The organism is Alteromonas sp. BZK5 (assembly GCF_014349115.1).
Taxonomy (GTDB): domain Bacteria; phylum Pseudomonadota; class Gammaproteobacteria; order Enterobacterales; family Alteromonadaceae; genus Alteromonas; species Alteromonas macleodii.
This window is the reverse complement of record NZ_JACSOE010000012.1, coordinates 57,927-80,300: the sequence shown is the minus strand read 5'-3', so window position 1 is coordinate 80,300 and position 22,374 is coordinate 57,927. Positions and strand designations below refer to the sequence as shown.

At 45.1% G+C, this 22,374-nt stretch carries 20 protein-coding genes; 11 read left to right on the top strand and 9 right to left on the bottom strand.

Going from position 1 to position 22,374, the window contains the following annotated elements:
- The first annotated feature begins 67 nt into the window (after positions 1 to 67).
- The 4 genes from BIZ39_RS05555 (at position 68) to BIZ39_RS05540 (ending at position 4,176) form a co-directional block, all read left to right on the top strand.
- A complete protein-coding gene (locus BIZ39_RS05555; RefSeq protein ID WP_187446538.1) occupies positions 68 to 229 on the top strand; it encodes a DUF2065 domain-containing protein in 162 nt (53 codons plus the stop codon).
- A gap of 503 nt (positions 230 to 732) precedes the next feature.
- The gene (locus BIZ39_RS05550) at positions 733 to 2,031 is read left to right on the top strand and encodes an adenylosuccinate synthase (protein ID WP_014948109.1); all 1,299 of its coding nucleotides are present in this window, start codon (positions 733 to 735) and stop codon (positions 2,029 to 2,031) included.
- A 310-nt stretch (positions 2,032 to 2,341) separates the two neighbouring features.
- Entirely contained in the window at positions 2,342 to 3,748 is a 1,407-nt protein-coding gene (locus tag BIZ39_RS05545; RefSeq protein WP_168463105.1) for an aldehyde dehydrogenase family protein, read from the top strand.
- 11 nt (positions 3,749 to 3,759) lie between these two features.
- Positions 3,760 to 4,176 (top strand): VOC family protein, encoded by a 417-nt coding sequence (locus BIZ39_RS05540; protein ID WP_168463104.1) that lies wholly within the window; start codon positions 3,760 to 3,762, stop codon positions 4,174 to 4,176.
- A gap of 52 nt (positions 4,177 to 4,228) precedes the next feature.
- Here the strand turns inward: BIZ39_RS05540 and BIZ39_RS05535 are convergent, their stop codons facing one another.
- The gene (locus BIZ39_RS05535; RefSeq protein WP_262385720.1) at positions 4,229 to 4,936 is read right to left on the bottom strand and encodes a PepSY domain-containing protein; all 708 of its coding nucleotides are present in this window, start codon (positions 4,934 to 4,936) and stop codon (positions 4,229 to 4,231) included.
- A gap of 89 nt (positions 4,937 to 5,025) precedes the next feature.
- On the opposite strand from BIZ39_RS05535, the gene BIZ39_RS05530 reads away from it, so the two are divergent.
- On the top strand, positions 5,026 to 5,496 hold the full coding sequence (locus tag BIZ39_RS05530) for an NYN domain-containing protein (RefSeq protein ID WP_014948113.1): 471 nt from the start codon (positions 5,026 to 5,028) through the stop codon (positions 5,494 to 5,496).
- Between the two features lie 156 nt (positions 5,497 to 5,652).
- Here the strand turns inward: BIZ39_RS05530 and ggt are convergent, their stop codons facing one another.
- Together ggt and BIZ39_RS05520 are read right to left on the bottom strand one after the other, a co-directional pair.
- The gene (ggt, locus tag BIZ39_RS05525) at positions 5,653 to 7,371 is read right to left on the bottom strand and encodes a gamma-glutamyltransferase (protein WP_168533608.1); all 1,719 of its coding nucleotides are present in this window, start codon (positions 7,369 to 7,371) and stop codon (positions 5,653 to 5,655) included.
- 76 nt (positions 7,372 to 7,447) lie between these two features.
- Positions 7,448 to 8,824, bottom strand: a complete 1,377-nt coding sequence (locus tag BIZ39_RS05520) for a Na+/H+ antiporter NhaC family protein (RefSeq protein WP_014975536.1) — start codon at positions 8,822 to 8,824, stop codon at positions 7,448 to 7,450.
- A 196-nt stretch (positions 8,825 to 9,020) separates the two neighbouring features.
- Between BIZ39_RS05520 and BIZ39_RS05515 the strand changes: the two genes are divergently transcribed.
- Both BIZ39_RS05515 and BIZ39_RS05510 read left to right on the top strand, forming a co-directional pair.
- Positions 9,021 to 10,994 (top strand): glycoside hydrolase family 3 N-terminal domain-containing protein, encoded by a 1,974-nt coding sequence (locus BIZ39_RS05515; protein WP_168533606.1) that lies wholly within the window; start codon positions 9,021 to 9,023, stop codon positions 10,992 to 10,994.
- 106 nt (positions 10,995 to 11,100) lie between these two features.
- Positions 11,101 to 12,171, top strand: a complete 1,071-nt coding sequence (locus BIZ39_RS05510) for a mechanosensitive ion channel family protein (protein WP_168463099.1) — start codon at positions 11,101 to 11,103, stop codon at positions 12,169 to 12,171.
- A 159-nt stretch (positions 12,172 to 12,330) separates the two neighbouring features.
- On the opposite strand, the gene BIZ39_RS05505 is transcribed toward BIZ39_RS05510, so the two are convergent.
- Both BIZ39_RS05505 and murQ read right to left on the bottom strand, forming a co-directional pair.
- Positions 12,331 to 13,833 carry an exo-beta-N-acetylmuramidase NamZ domain-containing protein gene (locus BIZ39_RS05505; protein ID WP_168463098.1) on the bottom strand — a complete coding sequence of 501 codons (1,503 nt, stop codon included), beginning with the start codon at positions 13,831 to 13,833 and terminating at the stop codon, positions 12,331 to 12,333.
- Between the two features lie 18 nt (positions 13,834 to 13,851).
- Positions 13,852 to 14,865, bottom strand: coding sequence for an N-acetylmuramic acid 6-phosphate etherase (gene murQ / locus BIZ39_RS05500; RefSeq protein WP_168463097.1), 1,014 nt, complete (start codon positions 14,863 to 14,865; stop codon positions 13,852 to 13,854).
- Positions 14,866 to 15,055: 190 nt separating this feature from the next.
- On the opposite strand from murQ, the gene alr reads away from it, so the two are divergent.
- On the top strand, positions 15,056 to 16,132 hold the full coding sequence (gene alr, locus BIZ39_RS05495) for an alanine racemase (RefSeq protein WP_187446533.1): 1,077 nt from the start codon (positions 15,056 to 15,058) through the stop codon (positions 16,130 to 16,132).
- 425 nt (positions 16,133 to 16,557) lie between these two features.
- Here the strand turns inward: alr and BIZ39_RS05490 are convergent, their stop codons facing one another.
- The 4 genes from BIZ39_RS05490 to BIZ39_RS22185 all read right to left on the bottom strand — a co-directional run bounded on the left by BIZ39_RS05490 (position 16,558) and on the right by BIZ39_RS22185 (position 18,686).
- Entirely contained in the window at positions 16,558 to 17,283 is a 726-nt protein-coding gene (locus BIZ39_RS05490) for a YitT family protein (RefSeq protein WP_014948121.1), read from the bottom strand.
- Between the two features lie 222 nt (positions 17,284 to 17,505).
- The gene (locus BIZ39_RS05485) at positions 17,506 to 17,817 is read right to left on the bottom strand and encodes a hypothetical protein (RefSeq protein ID WP_014948122.1); all 312 of its coding nucleotides are present in this window, start codon (positions 17,815 to 17,817) and stop codon (positions 17,506 to 17,508) included.
- A 92-nt stretch (positions 17,818 to 17,909) separates the two neighbouring features.
- The gene (locus BIZ39_RS05480; protein ID WP_039225021.1) at positions 17,910 to 18,296 is read right to left on the bottom strand and encodes a VOC family protein; all 387 of its coding nucleotides are present in this window, start codon (positions 18,294 to 18,296) and stop codon (positions 17,910 to 17,912) included.
- 48 nt (positions 18,297 to 18,344) lie between these two features.
- Positions 18,345 to 18,686 carry a Rho-binding antiterminator gene (locus BIZ39_RS22185; protein ID WP_262385717.1) on the bottom strand — a complete coding sequence of 114 codons (342 nt, stop codon included), beginning with the start codon at positions 18,684 to 18,686 and terminating at the stop codon, positions 18,345 to 18,347.
- A gap of 257 nt (positions 18,687 to 18,943) precedes the next feature.
- Here BIZ39_RS22185 and BIZ39_RS05470 point away from each other — a divergent pair, with 257 nt between their 5' ends.
- The 3 genes from BIZ39_RS05470 to BIZ39_RS05460 all read left to right on the top strand — a co-directional run bounded on the left by BIZ39_RS05470 (position 18,944) and on the right by BIZ39_RS05460 (position 22,363).
- The gene (locus BIZ39_RS05470; RefSeq protein ID WP_014975544.1) at positions 18,944 to 20,062 is read left to right on the top strand and encodes a porin; all 1,119 of its coding nucleotides are present in this window, start codon (positions 18,944 to 18,946) and stop codon (positions 20,060 to 20,062) included.
- A 19-nt stretch (positions 20,063 to 20,081) separates the two neighbouring features.
- A complete protein-coding gene (locus tag BIZ39_RS05465) occupies positions 20,082 to 20,879 on the top strand; it encodes a substrate-binding periplasmic protein (protein ID WP_014948126.1) in 798 nt (265 codons plus the stop codon).
- A 146-nt stretch (positions 20,880 to 21,025) separates the two neighbouring features.
- Entirely contained in the window at positions 21,026 to 22,363 is a 1,338-nt protein-coding gene (locus BIZ39_RS05460) for an alginate export family protein (protein WP_187446532.1), read from the top strand.
- The last annotated feature ends 11 nt before the right edge of the window (positions 22,364 to 22,374 follow it).

Below are 22,374 nucleotides of genomic sequence, written 5' to 3'. Positions count from 1 at the left end.
GTATCTAGATTACAGAAGTCCAAATCAATATGAGGCGGACATGAAGAAATTGAAAAAAGTAGCTTAACTGGGTTGGTCAATTTTGGTTGACCACGTCAGGCCGCTTCTTTTTCCTAATAAATGGCGCAATTATTTACTTCAGATAAGCCAACAGCCCAGCAATCAACTGCGTCAAATTGGCGGAACCCTTGTGATAATAGGCGCACTACTGCTGTTTTATTTCAGTTGAGTTAGCGCCCAGATCTAGGCATTAAGAGACGTGAAACGGTGTGAAAACGGACCTCATCAAACACTCTCACACGCTTTACCATAATACAAAGTACGAAAAGGAGCGCGACTTTACCGTTGACTGAAAAGTGTGCTCTTAAACCTGTATTCAACATTCAGAGGTATATTTTCAGCCCTTTGAATACCTCATTAGCTTTTAAGCATCCAATGCCCGCGAATAATAGCAAAACGTTATATAAATGGGCGTAGTGCAGACTGCGATAGACCGTCTGTTCAGCTTTTTTACCAGGTAATGTTTAGAAAGCTTTAAAAATTAGCGCCTTAGAATGTTTGTGCTGAAAAATAAGAAGCCAAGCCTTATTTCAAAAAGGCTCGAGCGGCAGTGGGTCATCTTTGTGATTTCAAAAATAAAAATAAAATAGTCGTATTTTTGTTCGAAAAAGAGATGATCCTTGCGCTAGAATTTTGTAGAATCCCCGCCTAATTTTCTTACACATATGATTCATGGCAAAGAACGTTGTGGTACTCGGCACTCAATGGGGTGACGAGGGTAAAGGCAAGGTCGTAGACCTACTCACTGATCGCGCAAAATATGTTGTTCGTTACCAAGGCGGACACAATGCAGGTCACACTCTAGTAATCGACGGTGAAAAAACCGTACTTCACTTAATCCCATCAGGCATCCTACGCGATAATGTTACCTGTATTATTGGTAACGGTGTTGTGCTAAGCCCTGACGCACTAATGAAAGAAATGACTATGCTTGAAGAGCGTGGCGTTCCAGTGCGCGAGCGATTAAAGATTAGTGAAGCTTGTCCGCTTATTCTTCCTTATCACATTGCACTAGACGTAGCGCGCGAAAAAGCCCGCGGCGCAAAAGCAATTGGTACAACGGGTCGTGGTATCGGTCCAGCGTATGAAGATAAAGTAGCCCGTCGTGGATTACGCGTTGGCGACTTGTTTAATGCAGAAGACTTCGCAGCAAAGCTGAAAGAAGTGCTAGACGTGCATAACTTCACGCTTACGCAGTACTATGGCGAAGAAGCAGTAGACTTTGACGAAACCTTAAAAGGTGCAATGGAAGTTGCTGACATTCTTAAAGCAATGGTTGTTGATGTAACTGACGAACTAGACAAAGCACACAATGCTGGCTTGCCTATTATGTTTGAAGGTGCACAAGGTACACTTCTAGACATCGATCACGGTACTTATCCTTATGTTACGTCGTCAAACACTACCGTTGGTGGTGTAGCAACGGGTGCTGGCTTTGGCCCACTTAAGCTAGATTACGTACTGGGTATTGTTAAAGCATACACTACGCGTGTAGGCTCAGGCCCTTTCCCTACTGAACTAGAATGTGAAGTAGGCCAACACTTAGGTGTTAAAGGTCACGAGTTTGGCGCGACCACAGGTCGTAAGCGCCGCACGGGTTGGTTCGATGCAGTTGCGATGAAACGCGCAGTACAAATCAACTCTATTACAGGTTTCTGTTTAACCAAGCTTGACGTGCTAGACGGTCTTGAAAGCCTTCAAATTTGTGTAGGCTACAAAGATGCAGACGGCAACGTGAAAGACGTTCCTCCTATGGCGGCTGACGGTTACGAAAAAGTGACGCCTGTTTATGAAGAAATGCCGGGTTGGACAGACAACACCTTTGGTGTAACTGAGTTTGAAGCGCTTCCACAAGCTGCGAAAAACTACATTAAGCGTCTTGAAGAGCTAACAGGTGTGCCGGTTGATATCGTTTCAACAGGCCCTGACAGAAACGAAACTATCGTTTTACGCAGCCCATACGACGCGTAATAGTTTCACATTAAATGTTTAAAAGCCCAGTGTTCACTGGGCTTTTTTTGTAATTTTTCGACCTTTTACTTTTATATAATCTTGTTATTGCTTCAACGTTAACTGTTTATACTCCTTAAGTGTGACGTCAGCCACTTGCCCTAAAATACGAGCTCATTAAACATTAATTAACAATTTAGTTGCGTTGTCTTCGAACATCCCTATTAATATAAGATAGTATCAGTTAATTATTGCGCTGCTTTGCCCGACAACAATCTTAAGATGAGCCATAGAATTGTTGCAGTGGGTGTTATGCTATCGGAGCTTTCTTATGCCAAATAGACCTTCTCTTCACGCAGTGGAAACTGGCGTGTGTTTCGTTGACGTTGTTCACAAGCTTAACGACAGTTTCGATACAGGGAAAACCCAGTCCCTGGAGTGGCGTAAAAGCCAGTTAAAGGCATTAGAAACTTTACTGAAAGACAACCAGCACGACATCTTACAGGCCCTTAAAAATGATTTAGGCAAATGTAAGACCGAAGCCATGGTAGCGGAACAAGGGTTTCTGCTTTCTGATATCAAGCATACGCTTAAGCATTTGGATAAATGGGCAAAGCCACGCAAAGTATCAACGCCCATGGTGGCATGGCCAGGTAAGAGCTTTCGCAAGCCTGAGCCGCTTGGCACTGTACTTATTATCGGAGCGTGGAATTATCCGCTTCAGTTATTGCTTGCCCCTTACATCGCCGCTATTGCAGCGGGCAACTGTGCGGTATTGAAACCCTCTGAATTGGCTGAAGAAACCTCGTCGCTGGTGGCTAAGCTTATCCCCCAATATATGGATAATTCATGCGTTGCCGTAATAGAAGGCGGTAAAGATGAAGCGACGGCGCTACTTGCCTGCAAATGGGACCATATTTTTTACACCGGTGGTGAAGTGGTGGGTAAAATTGTCATGAGCGCCGCGGCCAAACATTTAACGCCAGTAACCCTTGAGCTTGGCGGTAAAAGTCCCTGTTTTGTTGATAAAAACACAAACCTTGCTGTCACCGCGCGCCGTTTAGTGTGGGGTAAATGGATGAATGCGGGCCAAACTTGTATTGCGCCTGACTATGTCATTGTTGAAAAGGGCTTTGAGCAAAAGCTTATTGATGCGGTTGAAAAAGAGCTGAAAAAGCAATACGGCAAAGCACCTTTATCGTCACGAGATTACGGCAATATCGTTAATCATCGTCACTTAAAGCGTCTTGAAAGTTACCTTGAAAACGTCAATGTGGTGTATGGCGGCGAGCTAGATGAATCTCGTCCAGCAATGGCGCCTACCCTTGTACTGGAGCCATCGCTAGATAGCCCGCTAATGAAAGAAGAGATCTTCGGCCCTATCCTACCTATTGTCACTGTCGACAACATGGAGGCGGGCATTAAGTTCGTGAACAGCAGGCCTAAGCCACTCGCACTTTATGCATTTAGTGATAAGGATGATGTGCTTGATAATATTATCAGCAAAACCAGTTCAGGCAGTGTGTGTACTAACGACACTATGCTGTTTATGACTAACCCTGAGTTACCGTTTGGTGGCGTAGGAAATAGCGGCATGGGTAGCTATCATGGCCAAGCAGGTTTTGATACATTCAGCCATATTAAAACGGTAATGAAACGTTCTTTTGCGCTCGACGTGTTCTTTCGTTATGCGCCGTTTTCTAAGTTTAAGCTGTCGTTGCTTAAGAAGTTTTTATAACAGGAGTTTTCATGGTTCAACCTTTTCATCTTGCCATTCCGGTCACTAATTTAACCGACGCAGAAGCGTTCTACGGTGAGTTGTTGGGTTGTGAAAAGGGCCGCAGTGACACCCAGTGGATAGATTGGAACTTCTTCGGCCATCAATTAGTGACCCATTACGTAGAGGCTATGCCGTCGCCGCCTGCCTATAACGGGGTAGACGATCATGCTGTGCCGGTGCCACACTTTGGCGTTGTGCTATCCATGGACGATTGGCAAGCACTGGCAAGTAAATTAGAGGCTGCCGATACCGAGTTTGTTATCGCACCTTATATTCGTTTTAAAGGAAAGCCGGGTGAACAAGCCACCATGTTTTTCAAAGACCCTTTCGGCAACGCCTTAGAGTTCAAAGCGTTCGCCGATATTTCTCAGCTTTTCGCTACATAATAATGGGGGCAGTTGCTCTTTGCCGTACATCAAAGAGCTGCCTGATACTAGGCTAGCGCTTCTTCTTTTTTGGTTTGAAGCGCTTATATAAAAGCGCAACACCTGTAAGGGTGAACAAAAAGGCGCTGCCCGAAAAAGCAATTAACCACGGCGTGTTAAAGTTACTTCTGTCCTTATAATCCATTATGTGCAGCATCCACATAAAATCAAACAGCCGCCATGTGTCGGTACGTACGCGCAGAACACTGCCTGTGTTTGGGTCGATATAAAACCGCGAATTAAGGTCGTCATCGAAGTTTACCTGCCATAATGGCGCAGACAGGTTTTGCACTTCTTGAGGTAACACGCTTAATAGCTGGGTCTCACCAATATCGCCAGTACCTGCGTATTGCCCTTTTGCTGCTTTACGAATAGCGCTTTGTTGCATGGTTTGCAAAGCTTCACCTGTTAATGCGCTGTAGCGATAGGCAATGTTGTCATCCACGACATGATAAACAGGAATAGCATTGAGCGAGCCCGGTTCTGCGAGGCCTACTTCATTTATGCGATGGGTGAGTGATAGCACCGCAGTGCTGCTGTGGTTACGCAAAATATCAGAAGGAGTAACGGAAGCGCTGTGCCATGATGTGGTTACCCTGTTCCTTAAATGGTTACCTCTTACTTCATCTATGGGTAACCAGGCCATAACCAAGCCGCTTAAAAACCATAGGCCTATTTGTACAAATAGTATTAAGCCTAGGTAGTTGTGCGCTTTGCGCATAAATTTCATCATCAGGTTTTTTGGTTTTATTATCAAAAGGCTATAACATCAGAAAACAATAACCGAGTAAACCGAAGAAGAGAGTGGTTTTGAATAAAGCATTAGTGCTGGTAGACGTACAAAATGTGTATTACACCTGCCGTCAGGCGTACAAACGCAACTTTAATTACAACCAGTTTTGGCGTGAACTTACCTACAACTTGGATATAGCCCATGCTTTCGCATACGCCATAGACAGGGGTGACAGCAAGCAGCGTGAATTTCAAAACATTCTTCGTGCTATTGGATTTGAAGTAAAGTTAAAGCCTTTCATTCAACGTGCTGACGGCTCGGCGAAAGGTGACTGGGATGTAGGTATAACAGTAGATGCACTTGAACACGCCGACGATGTTGATGAGATCATTTTGGTGTCGGGCGACGGCGATTTCGATATTCTTGTAAACGCCCTTAAAGCAAAAGGGAAAACCGTAACGGTGTACGGTGTTCCTGCATTAACGGCTGAAAGTATTCAAAAAGTGGCGTCTAAGTACGTGCCTATCGACGCCACGCTGTTGCTGTAGTTATCAGCTTGTACTTTGTTCAAGGCTGAACTAATTACGCTGAGCCCTCAAAGCTACACTAATGGAGCTCAGCTAATGTGGCTGAGCTAACAGCCCTGTGCTAATACGGTTGTACTAAGACGGCTGTGTAAATACGACTGTGTTAATAAGGCTGTACTAATATGGTTGTACTAGGCTCTTACCTCGTCCGCTTTTTTCAGATGCGGCTTCTACACCCTCTTTAGTACGCTTAATTAAATGCACATCACCAAAGCGACGGTTATCTATGGTATAGCCCATTGCTTTAAGCTCATTTACCGTTGCCTCTGTAAACCCGTCGTGCATACGAATGGTGTCTTTGGGCAATAGCTGGTGATGAAAACGTGGTGAGTTCACTGCTTCTTCAGCGCTCATATCGTAAAGCAGGGCATTCAATAGCGACTGAGTTACTGACGAAATAATGGTAGTGCCGCCAGGAGAGCCTGTTACCAGTACCACTTGGTCGTCTTTAGTGACCAGCGTTGGCGTCATAGAAGACAGCATGCGCTTGTAAGGTTCAATAGCATTCGCCTCACCACCCACTGCGCCAAAGAAGTTAGGCACGCCAGGCTTAGCACTAAAATCGTCCATTTCATCATTCAACAAAAAGCCAGCACCAGTCACAACAACACCGCTACCAAAAGTAAGGTTGATGGTCGTTGTATTAGCAACAGCGTTACCCCATCTGTCCATAATAGAGAAGTGTGTTGTATCTTCGCTTTCTTTTAAACCAGGCTTAACGCTTGGGGTATCAGAAATACTGGTAGGCTGAATATCTGCTGCGCGTTGAGTAATATAGTTAGCGTCAGTGAGCGCTTTTACCGGAACACTAACAAAATCAGGATCGCCCATGTATTCAGCGCGATCGGCAAACACGCGCTTACCAATTTCTGACATAACGTGAATGTATTCAGTACTGTTTTGCGCTGGCAAATCGTGCGTTGCGTCATAGGCTTCTAGCATGCCGATCCACTGGGCAACGGCAACACCACCAGAGCTTGGAGGAGGTGCGGTCACCAGCTCATAACCTTGCCAGTTTAGGTGAAGAGGTTTGCGCCACACTGCTTTGTAAGCCAGTAAGTCTTCATAAGTAATAAGGCCGCCGTTTTGCTGCATAAAATCAACAATATGCTTTGCTACATCGCCTTTGTAAAAGCCATCCTTTCCCTGTTGCTGAATCGCTTTAAGCGTTTTCGCTAGCTCAGGCTGTTTGAAGGTAGTGCCTGCTTTAGCGTGTGCAAAATACTCGCTAAAGTTGTTATTGATAGCTGCTTCTTTGGTACGCTCAATATAGTGATCAATGTTATTGGCCAGCTTCTCGTGAACCACAAAACCTTGCTCGGCCAAATCAACGGCTGGTGCGAGTAGACGCTCCCAATCCAATGTGCCGTATTTTTTATGCGCGGCCCACATACCAGCAACGGTACCAGGAATGCCAGACGCTTTAGCCCCAAACAAAGACTCATGCGGTTTTACGTTACCTTGCTCGTCAAGATACATATCGCGATGCGCATTTTCAGGTGCCATTTCACGGTAATCTAGAAAGTCGGTGTTATCTTTAAACTTTATTGTCATAAAGCCGCCACCGCCTACATTGCCCGCCTCAGGTAGAGTAACAGCCAAGACAAACTGTGCCGTAATAGCAGCATCAATTGCGTTACCACCTTCTTGGAGTACCTGCATTGCAGCATCGGCACTGTAGCTGTCAGGCATGGCAACGGCCTGTTGGCTAAGCCCTACTGTATTGTTGCTAGCACTATCAACAGGGGGATTTGGCGCATGGGAACACGCTGCCACTACTGAAATAAATGCCACTATTACCGAGATAAACCCGATGTTAGCTATCCGCTTTTTCATTACAAACTCCTTGTTACAGACATTGCTAAACCTTTGCGATTAGCAACTGACTTCCAGCAAACTTTAATCAACGGCATTAACCAAGCATGACCAAGCTTGCTACAAAATAGGCAATAAGCGTAAGTGCGCCCGCAAATAGTGCGTAGGGAAACTGAGTTTTAACGTGCGTTAATACGTCAGTACCTGCTGCTAGCGAAGATACGGCAGTAGTGTCGGAAATAGGTGAACAGTGATCACCAAATATGCCGCCCCCCAAAATAGCGCCAATGACCAGTGAAGGGGGTAACCCTAAACTTTGAATCAGCGGCACACCAATAGGAATTAGGATGGCGAATGTGCCCCATGACGTGCCTGTGGTAAACGACATGATCGCTCCGGCAATAAATAGCATGGGAACAATAAGCACTAAAGGAAGATACTCTCCCACTATGCCCGCGACAAACACGCCTGTTCCAAGCACCTTAAGGCTATTGCCTAAGGTTAACGACAGTAACACTATGGTTACTAGAGGAAGTAGTTCACCCATCCCTTTAAAACCAATTTCTACCGCTTCCTTGTGGGTAAAACGCTTGTGGATTAAGAGCAGACCATAGGCAATGGCAGTGGCAAGAGCCGTAGCGTAAAGTACAGATTTGCTCCCGCTGCCTTCAGACAATACGCCATTACCTGTCCAGAACATGAAGCCAACCATGCTTAATACCATTATTATTAGCGGTACCAACATAAAACGTGCCTTGGTGGCAGGTTCCGTAGTTTGGTTAACCTCTACATGCGTTAGTGCTTTTTCTTCCTCAGCCATGGGGCCATGCACTTTGTCAGCGGAAATAGTGTAGGCCACAATAAGTAAGGTGAAGATAGCGTAAAAGTTAAAAAATACGCTGCCCCATAAAATTGAGGCTGACGAAGCTGGTAGCTCGTATGCATCGAGCAGGCTGAGTATAAATGCCCCCCAGCCGTTCAATAAAATCAAAATACAAACGGGCGCGCTGGTGGAGTCGATGATGTAGGCTAAGCGCGCGCGGCTCATGCCGAAACGGTCAAACAGACCTCGGGCGAATATGCCGGCAGTGAGCACACTTAAGTTTGATTCTATGAATACGGCGATGCCAGTGAACATGGTCAAGCCGCCAACTTGTTTGCGACTCTTTGCTACCCCTTTGTTTACTAGAAAGTTGACCGTTGCCGTTACTCCGCCAGAGTCACGTATAAATGCGAGCAACGCGCCCACTAGTACAGAGAAAATAAGCACCCGTGTATTGCCAGGACTCGCGGCGGTATCAACCACGCGCTCTATGGCATTAATGGGCGCCATATAGCTGCTAGCGATATCAGCATTTACCAAAATTAACGCTTCCGCGCACAAAACCGCCAGCGCTAATGCGAGTATGACTTCTTTTTTCCAAAAGACGACGGCAATAGCCACAAGAGGGGGGATGACTGACATCCAATCCATACTTCTTTCCAAACTTAAATTTATGTGTGCCTAGGACTTGTCGAGCTTTGGTAAGTTACTACGCTCTACTTGCCCTATAGGTATGTCTATTTGCGTAAGAGAATGTGTGATTGCAGTTCAAAGTTGGCGAACATGCTTCTCTCATTTATGCTAGCGTACCGTATTGTGCTTCGTGTTACCAAGGATTAGATAAACATTGTTATTCCAGCAAGTTATTTGTAAAAAACGTGCTTCATTGATGGGCCTTAGCGCTATCTTGTCAGGCATACTCATTTTATTAAGTGCTACCCTGTTTACTGCTAGCGCAACCGCTCAATCTGGAAAGGCTAACGCTTCGAACAATCCTAAGCCCAGCGCTGATGCCGAAACAATTCGCGCTGTAAAAAACATGCTCGGGCAAAAAATCATTTTGGATTTTCGCTATTTCTGTGAAGACAATACGCCGTCATCACGCTGCCGTACGCCCATGACCGTAATTCCACCGTCACTTTTAAATGTGCTTAGTACGCACAACATCGGCGGTGTTATTTTGTTTTCAGAGAACATTCAAAATACCGAGCAGTTAATTACGCTCAATTACACCATGCAGCAGCATATGGTAAAAGCAGGTCGTCAGCCGTTGTTTATTGCTGTCGATCAAGAAGGGGGCAGAGTAGCAAGGTTGCCTTCAGACATGCTCTCGCCGTTTGCGGGTAACATGGCCATTGGCGCCACTTTTCATCAGCGAGGCAGCGCATTTGCGCAAAGTGTGGCATCGCATATTGGCCAAACGCTTTTACCGCTGGGTATAAACACCAATTTTGCGCCGTCGGTTGATGTAAATAGCGAGCCGAAGAACCCCGTTATTAACGTACGCAGCTTTTCGGAAAATCCAGAGCAGGTAGCCGCACTCGGGCAGACATTTGTCAGTGCTATGCAAAGTACGGGTGTAATGAGCGCTATCAAACATTTTCCAGGCCATGGTGATACCCATGTAGATAGCCACAGTGGCCTGCCGCAAGTAACGCATAGCAAAACGCAGGCTATGGCGGGTGACATCCTTCCTTTTGCAAATATCATTAATAGTGCAACGCCTCCTGAAATGGTAATGAGTGCACACATTCAGTACCCGTCTTTAGACGATACGACAATTATTGATAAGCATGGTAAGTCACAAATAGTTCCTGCTACTTTGTCGAAGAAGATACTAAGCAATTTGCTTCGCAACCAATTAGGATATCAAGGCCTTATCGTTACTGACGCGTTAGACATGGCAGGTATTACTCAGTTTTTCTCCCATGAAGAAGCATTAGTCAGTGCATTCAGCGCAGGTGCTGACATTGCGCTTATGCCGTTCACCATAAGAAACCAAGACGACATAAAAAAGTTCGCGTTACTTTTGGATAATGCAGCAAATCGAATGTCGGAAAGCGCTTTCTTGAGAGCGTCTCATAATCGTATTATTAAGGCAAAACAGCGCTTTGCTTTGCAAAGTTTTATTTCCAAGCCCATGTCATGGTGGCTCAATGAAGCGAAAGAAAATGCTTCAATGAATAACCCTAACAGTTTGAAAAACAGAGGAATTCAAATTGAGAAAGCGCTTTCTAAATCGTCGGTATCTGTACTCTTCGGGAAGGATGAGTTGCCAATAACTTCAAATCGCTGGTTGGCGCTTATGCCAGACGCAGCAAGATGTTTAGCATTTGAAGCCGCGCTTACGCGCGCACGTTCCAACTTCAACAATAAGACTCTGGAGTTTGCGTGTTTGCCGTTAACTGCGTTACCTAAAACCCAATTAGCAATGAATCTACTAAAACAAGCTGACGTGCTGGTGGTTGGTAATATTAGCCCGCTACATGCTAACTATGAATTAGGAGGAGTCGATTTACCTGAGTATGTGAAACGACGCGCAAGCGAGACTGAGGTGATGGCATTTAGCAAAAAAATAATGGTTGCTGCGAAAGCACAGAATAAAACCGTGGTCTTTGCGCCACTGCGCATGCCATATAAAGCGCATGACGTGAAAGAGCTAGCCGATGTTGCTATTGCTACATTTAGTTATGCGGTGAACATTACACAGCAAAGTGACAAAGAAAATCAGCACGTTACGAGCTATAGTCTTAATGCTTTGGTTGATGTATTACTGGGTAGCGCGCTCGCTGAGGGACGTTCACCTGTTTCGTTGAAATAGGTGGCCACGCGAAAGCAGAGACCAAAACCAAAGATATTGCCCATTTAAGTGCGAACAAAGAGCCAAGCCAAAAGTCATTTCAAAAGCCAATTCAAAAGGAAGTATCGTGAATACAACAAATACATCAGGCGCTACGCAAACTTCATTAGTCGATACGGTATTAAGTGCGTTGTTCCCTTTTGTTCCGCTCTTTGTCGCTATTGTATTGGTAATAAGTGCGCTCATCGCACTGCACTACCTTCTGCTAGCCAAGCAAAGCCATCTTACTAGTGAGCAAAAGTTACCTCGCCAAGTTGGAATGTTGGTACTTACTATCATTGGCGCTGTCGTAATTGCGATGACGCTCCCTGTAAGTGAGAGTACTAGAAATCAGGTTATTGCACTTATCGGCGTACTTATATCAGGTGTGATTGCCTTTTCTTCTACCACTATGGTTGGGAATTTGATGGCGGGGATCGTACTTCGTGTAAATCGTCCGTTTAAAGTGGGTGACTTTATCAAGGTAGAAGGCTACAGCGGTCGCGTTACCGAAATGGGCTTGCTCGATGTGGAAATTCAGACTGAGAGCAGAGAGCTTATTGCCTTTGCCAATACACTGATGGTGAATTCGCCCGTTTCTGTGACCAGAGCGTCTGGCGCAATTGTTAGTGTGGATATCAGCTTAGGCTACGATATTCATCACAGCATTATTGAAAAGCACTTACTTGTGGCAGCTGAAAATGCCCAGCTGTCAGAGCCATTTGTACAAGTAGTTGGGCTAGGCGACTTTTCAGTAAGTTATCGCATTTCAGGTCTACTAACTGAAGTGAAGAGTTTGCTGAGCGCGCGCTCAAGGCTTCACAAAGCCGTACTCGACGCTTTGCATAATGCCGATATTGAAATTGTTTCTCCTAGCTTTATGAACCAACGCCCCCAGCCTGACGGTTTGAAAATGATAGCTAAATCGCCTGGACACACTAAGCGAGAAGAAGCATCTCCTGAAGACGTTATTTTTGACAAGGCTGAAGAGGCCGAGCAAAAAGAAAAAAGTAAAGAAACGCTGATGCAGACGATCGCCGATATTGATGCAAAAATCGCTGAGAGTGACGGTGAAAGCAGAGATGAGCTTAAACATCAAAAAGCCACCGCTGAAGCTCAGCTCGCAGCTTTGGTAAAAACAAAAAATGAAGAAGGTTAGTTTTTACTAACTTTTTTGGCTTCCAATAAACCCGTGTTTATGTGGGTGTGAGTGTTTACTTACATGTTTTGTGTTAAGTTTAGTATCGCTAACACTTCCTCCACATTTACCTTGAAAAGATACCTCAAATCCTCAAGGCTAAAGGCGTTTATCTGTACATCAGTCCGTGTCTTCGTAAAGCAGGTATGCTTTTCGTTTTTCTCTAAATTTATTTAAATCTTTCTGCCAACTCTGGCGAATTTCTGCAGGCGTTTTACCGGCTTGAATTTGATATCGTAGCGCATCGGTACCCGCTAATTTGTCGAAGAAATCTGGGCGAGTAAAGAAGGTTTCTTCAGAGGCATCACTGGCGCTGATCACCTTGTTATATTCAGAAAAACGAGAATAGGCATCTATCAATGTAGCGATATCTAAGCCACTAATTGGTGAGCGCTTGTGAGTTGTTTGCTTAGAGTCAGAGCCTTCCAAGATCGTTGGATCAGCATAAGAAAAGACATGTGCACTTAGCAGAGTATTTTCATGTTTAGGGTGGGGCGCTGCACTATTTGCATTTACCGGTATCTTGGTTTTACCAAACTCAACAAACGGGTGGCCAATAAGTTGGAAGGGAAAGTCAGTGCCGCGACCTATACTCACGTCGGTGCCCTCAAAAAAACACAGCGTTGGGTACAGACGTATTGATAAATCGCTTGGCAGGTTAGGGCTAGGCGCTACGGGCAATGAATAATGTGCAGTGCGTTGATAATCCTGCACCGGGACAACGGTAAGCTTAGCGTTGTCATAACTGCTCGCGTCAATATCTAACCACTGTTCCCCCACAATCATTTGAGCAAGTTCGCCCAAGGTCATACCGTGTAAGACGGGGATAGGATGCATGCCAATGAAGGACGAAAATTCAGATTGTAGTACTGGCCCGTCAACATAGCGGCCGTTAGGATTTGGCCTATCTAACACGATAACGTCGATATTACGCGCAAAGGCCGCCTCCAACACATAGTGCAAGGTGCTTAAATAGGTGTAAAAGCGTACGCCTACATCCTGGATATCGAAAACAATCACATCGATGCCATCCAACATGTCGGGGGTAGGCTTTTTGGTTGCGCCGTAAAGGGAGTGAATAGGTATACCGGTTTTAGCATCAATATTGCTATCTACCTTTTCGCCGGCGCCTTTGTCTCCTCTAAATCCGTGCTCCGGCGACATAATACTTACAACGTTAACACTGCGTTGAAGTAGGGCATCAAGCAGATGCTGATTGCGCTGGCTTGTCTTTATCTTATTTTTTTGTGTAGCCAAGCTGTTGCTCGATTCGCGCTCTTCAGGCTCAACCGTGCTAGAAGGCAATGCGCTGTGGCTCGAAACCAACGCGCTTTGGTTTACCACCAAACTAACTCGTTTACCTGCTAGCAATGGCAGGTATTTCGAATAGCGTTCAGCGCCTACAGTAAACTGCTTAGTGCTTGATACAGGCTGCTTATCCCCTAGTGTAGGCTGCTTCGCGTTGCCACCTGTATCGCTTGTATATACATGTGTAGATAAGCTTTGCTGTGCACAGCCGTTGAGCGATAAGCTAATTAGTGCTGAAGATAGCATTGCAATGAATGCGCTCGACGTTAGGCGTCTAAAAACCTTGTTAAATGTGACCGAAGTTAAAACTTTCATAGCATTAGGCTACCGTGCTTATTCGCTTTTATTCACGGCGGAACGTAAATACCCACCGCTAGCATCTAATTGAGCGGCGGCCTGCTCGGCAGATTGCCCCGTTAATACCATTAAAATAGCAACTTTAGCTTTGTTGTTACACGCACTAAGCGCTGCTAAAGCAGCATTTTCACTGCAGTCCGTAGCCTGCATAACAATGCGAAGCGCACGGGCTTTTAGTTTTTCGTTAGTGGCATTCACATCTACCATTAAGTTTTGATAGGTCTTCCCCAGCTTAATCATTGTGCTGGTGCTAATCATATTAAGAATTAGCTTTTGCGCCGTACCCGACTTCATCCGCGTACTGCCAGTAAGTGCCTCAGGGCCAACAACTGGGCATATAGCTACATCAGCATGGGTAAAAATAGCGGCGTTAGGGCTACATGCAATAGCGCCGGTAAAGCAGCCAAGCGAACGGGCATATTCCAGTGCGCCACTTACATAGGGTGTACGACCGCTTGCCGAAATACCAATAACGGTATCGTTGTGGTTTAAGGACAGCGCTACAAGATCAGCACGCCCCGCGTCGACGTCATCTTCTGCACCTTCTACGGCGTGCTGAATGGCTTTTTCACCGCCAGCTATCACGCCAACAACCAGTTCATCAGGCACGCTAAACGTGGGGCGGCACTCTACTGCATCAAGTATGCCCAGCCTGCCGCTGGTTCCCGCGCCTATATAAATAAGCCTGCCACCATTTTTAATGCTAATGGTTGCAGCATCCACCGCTTTTCCAATTTGCGGAATTTGCGAGGTAACTGCGTTTGCCACTTTCGCGTCTTCGTTGTTAATGCGGGTAAGAATGCCTTCCGTGCTTAGCGTGTCTATATCGAGGGTGTCTGGGTTTCTGCCTTCGGACACAATTTTATTCAGTGACTGGGCTAATTCGTTAACGGTGGGTTTATTACCTGCCGCTTCATTGTCAGTACTGACTGTATTTTTAATACTGGCGTTGGCGGATGATTCTGAAGTAGAAGAATTGTGCGAAGACATTAAAAACCTTGGGGCAACGAAATTGTGATAATGAGCTAGCGCAAAGCATAACGGTATTTTATGCCATAAGAAACCTTGCGTTAGATGGTACGTTTTTCATTATTAATCCTGCGCAGCTAATACGTTTCTCGTGGTACACTTTGGCTTTCGATATTCTTTCTCATTAAACATTTAAGGAACGTGTTTTTCTGTGAGCCGACAAACGCAAGCTATCATTCATGCTGATGCCCTTTTACATAATTTTAAAGCCCTTGCTGCTTTAGCGCCCTCAAGTCAGTCTATGGCGGTAGTAAAGGCCGACGCTTATGGTCATGGAGCTGTAAATGTAGCGCGCATTCTTCAGCATGTTTCTTCGCGTTTTGCCGTAGCCATAATTGAAGAAGCCATTGCGCTTCGCGACGCGGGAATTTCTGCGCCTATTGTGGTGTTAGAAGGGGCACATCAGGCAAAAGAGTGCCAAATGGCATTTCAGCATAACTGTATATTAGTTATGCACTGCGAAGAACAGCTTACGTGGTTAGAAAGCTGCCCCGAACAGCAGCGCCCGCATATTTGGCTTAAAGTGGATAGCGGCATGCACCGGTTGGGTTTTGCCCTTTCCGATATCGAAGGGATTGCTGCTAAGTACAATCATTTACTTAGCGAGCAAACGGTTATTGCTACGCACTTTGCGTGCGCTGACGATGTAGATAATAACTTTACCAACACGCAAATCGATGCGTTCAATCAAGTAGCGAGTAAATTGGGTTTGCCAACCAGCGTGGCTAATTCTCCCGCCACGGTAAACTGGCCTGCAAGTCGAAATGCTTGGAACCGTTTAGGTGTGGGGGTTTATGGCGGTGCCGTTTCTACCTCACAAAATCTCGACATTGAAATCTACCCTGCCATGACACTTCGCTCCAGTGTATTAGCGGTACGAACCATACCGGCAGGCGAGGGAATTGGTTATGGTCAAACCTGGGTAGCAAGTAAGCCCAGCAAAATTGCAACCGTAGGCATTGGTTATGCCGATGGCTATCCAAGACACTGCAAAAACGGTACGCCGGTTATGATTAGAGGTAAACGCGCCTATTTAGCTGGCCGCGTTTCTATGGACATGATCACAATCGATGTAACTCATATCGACACCGTCGCGGTGGGTGATGAAGTTGAACTCTGGGGACAGAATGTGCCAATTCAGGAAGTTGCGGCTAATGCTGACACTATCGACTACGAATTAATGACCCGCGTTTCTCAACGGGTGCCGCGCATTGTAAAATACCTTTAGTTATCAAAGCAGTGCCAGTTTGGCTAGACTTCATATAAGTTTTAATAAAGCACTATTCATTAAAAGAATGAGACATTTACCCCCATTTTGAGCCTATACTGTATCGGCTTGGTTGCGGGATTGCGGTGAATGTTTCGCCTCCAACTGTGCTGAGCAACAACTCATAAGTGAGGTTTGTATGCGTACTTCGTTTTCTCGTCCAAGAGTGAACCGTGGAGTAGTAAGTCGACCGTCAAGACCTGTTCAGAAGAAGCAATAGGTTTGTTGTAGGCGTCTAGGAATACAAATAAAAGATACAAGAAAGCCCGGTTAGGTTGTGCCTAACCGGGCTTTTTATTTGTTGCCCTAATCATCGCTGCTGTCTCTTTTTGAGGGGAGTAAGAGCGAAAACTTATGACCGAATGACAAAGACTGGCTGAGTAAATTTAGCCGTTTTGTGCGCGAAGCTCGCTGTCTAAGCACTGTTCTAGACTGTTTTCAGCACGATTTTCCAAGTGATTGGTATCGGCATTGTTTGACTCAGCGTTTGCCTTTTTTGATTCAGATTCGCCTTGTACTGGAAAGTAACGCTCTGGTCTATGGTTAAGCGAAATAACCATGTTCAAACAAAATGCCGCTAAAATTGAAATCAGCACTAAAGGCCAAGCGATGAAAAACAGAGCACTAAGTAATATACAGCTATCTACGGTTAGCTGGAATGTACCGGCTCTAATATTGAAACGCTGTTGTAAATAGAACGCCATAATACCAACGCCACCAAGGCTTGAGCTATGACGAAACATCATCAGCATACCTACACCAATTAAAATACCGCCAAATACCGCCGCGAAAAATGGATTTACGTGGCTAATATCCACAAACGCTGGAATTTGCTCAGTTAGTACAGAAACCGTGGTGACGGATATAAAGGTGTTAATGGTGAAACGCTTGCTAATTTGCGTCCAAGCTAGGGTGTAAAACGGTAAGTTAATCAGAAAGAATAGCAAGCCGAAGTCCATATCTACGGCATAAGTACCTAATAGCGCTAAGCCTGCCGCGCCACCTACCATTAAGTCTTGAGACTGAAATAAATATACGCCAAAAGCAACAAACAAGCCGGCGCTTATCAGGGCGAAAACATCCTCGATGACACTGTGTTTTGTTTTTTGCATAAGAAAAAGTTTGCGTTAAGAAGACACAGCGTAATTATACGTTTACAACACAGTAGGTTACAGCTAGATGAAAAGTTAACTCGGTGCGATAAATGGCGGAAGGTAAGTTTGCCTTTACGACTTTTAGCGCACCGGTGAATAGGGTGTTGCGTCGATGTAAACGTTGCACCAACCTGGTTCACATAAAACGCAAAAAGTAGAGGAAGCTGCTAGGGAGTCTGATTACTCAACAATAGAGAATACAACGGTATCTTGCTTATTAAATTCTACGCTGCATTTCATAATGCCTAAGTGTAGCGGGCTATATGCTTCGATTTTGCTGCCATTTGCAACAAACTCTGTATCCCACAACAATAAGTTTGCAGTATCTAGCTGGCGTTCGACACTTTTTTTCGATACGCCAGGCGTAAAATTATCGCAGAGAATTATGACTTCGCGCCTTGCTTCTATCCAATAAAACGTCGTAGTGATCAACAGTGCTATTGCCGCTATTGCAACAACATCAGCAATAATGGAACGCTTCATGGCCTGCACGTGCTACTTCTCCTCTACTTCCTTACACTATTCATTTAAATCCTTGCCGCAAAAAATATCGCAACGACAAGGCGCACTTATATAAAGTGCAATTAGGTGGTTTGGATCAAATCCCACTTATTGCCAAACTTATCTCTAAAGATGGCTACCGTACCATACACTTCTTCCCGAGGGGTTTCTAAAAATGCCACCCCTTTGCTTTGCATGGCATTGAAGTCGCGCCAGAAGTCGTCAGTATTCAAAATTAAAAATACTTTATCGGCGGCTTGGCTGCCAATGAGTGCCCTTTCTGTGTCATTTTTTGCTTGCGCCAACAACAAGCTCGTAGCACTGTGTGGTGGGGTTACCAGAACAAAACGCGAGTTTTCGCCGGTTACTTTGTCTTCGGTTAAGGTAAAGTTTAAAACCGTGGTGAAGTATTCAACGGCACTGTCGTAGTCGTCTACAAAAAAAGTAATGGCCGAGAGGTTTTGCGTCATAAATCAGGATCACTTTGAAAGTTAAGCTAAGTTAGCTGCGCATACTACCTAAAAGCTGACTGAGCTGAAATGCGGGTTGTCAGTTATTGCATGAAGTTGAGCGATTTCATTAAGCGCAATATTTTGCGTGGTTTTGTCGATGGACATTTGAATACACTCTGTGGCCACGTCGTTGCGTTTATCGATAACTGTGGTCAGTGCTGTACCCTTTACCGTATTCCCGTCTTTTAATACTACGCTCACCTCAAGCCCATACATGCAGGCAATTTCGATGTAGTCGTAAAGCTGGCACGCTATGTTCACATATTCCCCTATTCGCTGTTCAAGTGGCGACCAATTAGTAGATAAGACCTGACGTTCACAGCAAAACTTTCCGCATCTACCGCGCATACATAGCGCTTCACTTTCCACAATAAAGGACCAATGTTTAAATGCCGTCGCCTTGCGGGGGGCGATTAATTTGCATGAGTCACTTCACAGAAGTCTGACCTTAACAAATGATCTTTTTTTAAGGTTTGCTCAGTATTGTTAGTACTGAAGGATTTATTTTGGTGCGCGATACACCTAAGCGCTTGAACGCCCCTCATGTTTCTTAGAGGCATTTTTTAGCAAAGGGTTCCCGCCAAAAATTCAATACAGGAACAGTAATGAACAAGCTACTATCCGCATTTTCTTTAGTTTCAATAGCCTCGTGCACCTCAAGCTTCGCAAATGCCGACGAACTTCCCTTTAATTTAAGCGGTCATGTTAGGGTTAACTACGGGCATCAAGACTGGCAAATTCCCGAGTTTAGAGATGGTTTCGAATTTGAATCATTCAAACTTGGCGTGTCAGGTGAGTCAGATCAATTTAGCTATAAAGCCGAATATCGATGGTACGAAAACACCGACTTCGACACAGTAAGGTTCGCCGACCTGACTTATCATTTCGATGAGCAAACCGAAATTACCGCAGGTATAACCCAAACACCGTTTGGTTTGCAGCCCTTTGCCAGTAACAACTTTTGGTTCTCGGTAAATTATTATCTTGGCTTCGAAGATGATTACGATGCTGGAGTGAAAATAAACCACGATTGGGGCAACTGGGATTTTCAAGCCGCCTATTTTATGAACGACGAGTACAACGATGCCGCTGAGTTTGGGCGCTATTCGTTCGACGTGGCGGACGATGGTGAATATCGAAATAAAGAAGACGGCCAATATAATTTACGTGCTAACTACACGGCAAACTTTATTCGCGGAGGCACTACCGATATTGGCGTGTCTTACCAATACGGCAACATCTTAAACCTGGATACCCTGGATGATGGTGATATGAATGCCTATGCCGTGCATATGCGCCATACCCAAGGCGACCTAAAAGTCGAACTGCAGTATATCGATTATGAATACGATTTGGCTGCACCAGAAGGGCAAGCAGACGATCGCATAGCGCTATCCTCTTTCACCTTCCCGTTCTTAGCCGCGGCCGACGGTAAAACCTATTCAGCAAACCTTGTGTACTCTGTGCCTTATAAGTTTACTCACATAGAATCACTTACTTGTTACTCAGAGTACAGCGTGGCAAAAGGTGAAGGAAGTGAAGGGAAAAACTCGTCGCAGTGGATAAACGGCTGTAGCTTTGGCTGGGATAAATTGTTTGTATATGTAGATAGTATCCAAGGCAAAAACATGTGGTTCTCAGGCGGTCCGGGCGTGGGACTCGACTTAGGTGGTAGACAAGAAACTACCCACCGCCTGAACATAAACCTTGGTATTTACTTCTAATCACTAACAGGACTTTGACATGCGATTACTATTAATAGCGACATTTATACTAGCGCTAGTTCCAATGCAAAGTTTTGCCCATGCGTGGATGAAACTGCGAATAGCGACCACAGAGTATGCCCCTTATACGTCAACTGATATGCAGCACGACGGTTATATCAATCACATAATCGCTGATGCGTTTTTAGAGACGGGCGTTGTGGTTGAGTTTGTATCTTTACCCTGGGAAGAAGCGCTTGAAGCAACGCTGAAAGGCGAATACGACGCCATCTCATACGGCAATTTTGTGCGCGCCCGGGAAAGTGAGTTTTTCCACAGTAACCCTATTAGTGCGGAAAGCTTGGTGTTTTATGTTAATGCTGAAAAGGGCCCTGATACTTGGGCTGAATTAAGCGACTTAAAAGACCTAAAGATGGGCGTAACAGAAGGGTATTTATACAACGATGAACTTGCCGCTTACATTAAAAGCAGCAGTAATGTTGTGGAAAGTGCCACAGACAAAGACAATTTACAGGCGCTGATTGAAGGTAAAATTGACGTTTTTCCCATTGATGAGTTAACAGGATGGTACTTGCTTCAGCGTGATTTCGATAGTGGCGACCGCAGAGATGTGATGCCCATTAAGCCGTTTATCTCAACTGTAACCACGCATCTGTTAGTGCCTAAAGGCGAAAGTGACAGTCAGCTTATTCTGTCGCTATTTAATAAAGGGTTAGAAGAGTTAACGCTGGACGGAAAACTGACCCGCTTTAAACGCCTTCTAAAAGAAGGCTACTATCAGCATCCGCAGAAAAAAGTGAATTTTGACAGACGTTAGCTGGCGTTTCAGGCCAGCGAGGCTATAGATAAGCCCCGCTGGCTAAACGCCAAAGGCATAACAAATTAAACTAAAAGGGCAGTGCGATAATAAAAATAATCTATATACTTCAGTGCACATAATACTGATGTAATGGTTATTTCCTAATGCGCAGCCCTTTACTTGTGCGACTTTACGGGCGTGGTCGTTTTCGCTCGCTATTGAGCACATGCCTTCTGCTAATACTCGTTGTTATTTCCCCGTTAGCCAACGCGTCGAGTGATGAAATAACCTTTGATGTCTCTGGCTCGTTTAGAGTGCGCTACGAGTCGTTGAATAACCCTATATTTCCAACATCATCAGCTGCTCGAGAACAAAGTAATCAGCGTCTTTCAACACGCTTTATCGTGAATTCTACGGTAAGTTATCAAAACCTCGCGGCAACGATTGAAATACGTGACTCGCGAGTGTTTCTGGATGAAAACGATCCAACGCTAACGGCCAATCAGGTTAATACACTAGAGCCTACACAGTTTTTTATCACCTACAAACCTGAACGAGCATCTGGCTTATACGAAGTGTCTGCGATAAAAGTAGGGCGTATGGAGCTCGACTACGGCAGTCGCAGGCTATTGGCCAAAACAGCCTATCGCAATGCCACCAATAGCTATGATGGAATTGTGGTGGAAGCAAGAGTTGCAGATTGGCAAGTACATGGCGTGTACGTGCTGCCGGTATCTCGCTTTCCTACTGACAGTGAAAGTCTGGACGGGAACGAACGCGCGTTCGACAAAAGCTTTAGCGAACGAAAATTCTTTGGTGTGTACGCTGCGTCAAAAGACAACAACGTTAAGCTGCAAAGCTACTGGTTAAAAGAAGACGATAGTGAAGCACTTGCCACCAAAAACCGTGATTTGTACACATTGAGTGTGGACTATACCCAGCCTTTCGATAATGGCCTGATAACAAATATAGAGGTGGTGGGGCAAAAGGGAACTTCTTATCAAACTGCATCTGCTAACGATACAGACGAGAAAGACGTTCGTGCATATATGCTGTTTGGTTATGTTGGGAAACAGATTACAGACAACACCTTTCTTAGAGCTGAAGTTGACTATATCAGTGGCGACAACGACACAAGCGATGACACAATCTCTGACTTTGATACCTTATACGGCGTGCGACGTTTTGATTTCGGACCTACTGATGTATATCAGGCTATGCCACGTAGAAACCTAAAAGCAGTGGGGCTTCGAAGCGTGTCTAAGCCAGCAAAAGCGCACAACATTATGCTTGGTTACAAAGCCATGTGGTACCAAAAAGCACCTCAAGACGTGGACAGTTTCATTGGCCATCAAGTGGAAGCTCGCTGGCGTTATCAAATGCGACCCGAGTTGCGATTAGTGCTAGGTGGAGCCTACCTCAAAAAAGGAGAGGGTTTTGCGCGTGGAGATTACAGCGACAACAGCGCCTTTTTATTCACTGGCGCTTTGTATACCTTTTAAAATCTCCGGCT

Coding starts and splice junctions, on each gene's coding strand:
- BIZ39_RS05550 (WP_014948109.1), top strand. CDS start 733: ATGGCAAAGAACGTTGTGGTACTCGGCACTCAATGGGGTGACGAGGGT.
- BIZ39_RS05545 (WP_168463105.1), top strand. CDS start 2,342: ATGCCAAATAGACCTTCTCTTCACGCAGTGGAAACTGGCGTGTGTTTC.
- BIZ39_RS05540 (WP_168463104.1), top strand. CDS start 3,760: ATGGTTCAACCTTTTCATCTTGCCATTCCGGTCACTAATTTAACCGAC.
- BIZ39_RS05535 (WP_262385720.1), bottom strand. CDS start 4,936: ATGCGCAAAGCGCACAACTACCTAGGCTTAATACTATTTGTACAAATA.
- ggt (WP_168533608.1), bottom strand. CDS start 7,371: ATGAAAAAGCGGATAGCTAACATCGGGTTTATCTCGGTAATAGTGGCA.
- BIZ39_RS05520 (WP_014975536.1), bottom strand. CDS start 8,824: ATGGATTGGATGTCAGTCATCCCCCCTCTTGTGGCTATTGCCGTCGTC.
- BIZ39_RS05505 (WP_168463098.1), bottom strand. CDS start 13,833: ATGAAAGTTTTAACTTCGGTCACATTTAACAAGGTTTTTAGACGCCTA.
- murQ (WP_168463097.1), bottom strand. CDS start 14,865: ATGTCTTCGCACAATTCTTCTACTTCAGAATCATCCGCCAACGCCAGT.
- BIZ39_RS05490 (WP_014948121.1), bottom strand. CDS start 17,283: ATGCAAAAAACAAAACACAGTGTCATCGAGGATGTTTTCGCCCTGATA.
- BIZ39_RS05480 (WP_039225021.1), bottom strand. CDS start 18,296: ATGACGCAAAACCTCTCGGCCATTACTTTTTTTGTAGACGACTACGAC.
- BIZ39_RS22185 (WP_262385717.1), bottom strand. CDS start 18,686: ATGCGCGGTAGATGCGGAAAGTTTTGCTGTGAACGTCAGGTCTTATCT.
- BIZ39_RS05470 (WP_014975544.1), top strand. CDS start 18,944: ATGAACAAGCTACTATCCGCATTTTCTTTAGTTTCAATAGCCTCGTGC.
- BIZ39_RS05465 (WP_014948126.1), top strand. CDS start 20,082: ATGCGATTACTATTAATAGCGACATTTATACTAGCGCTAGTTCCAATG.
- BIZ39_RS05460 (WP_187446532.1), top strand. CDS start 21,026: ATGCGCAGCCCTTTACTTGTGCGACTTTACGGGCGTGGTCGTTTTCGC.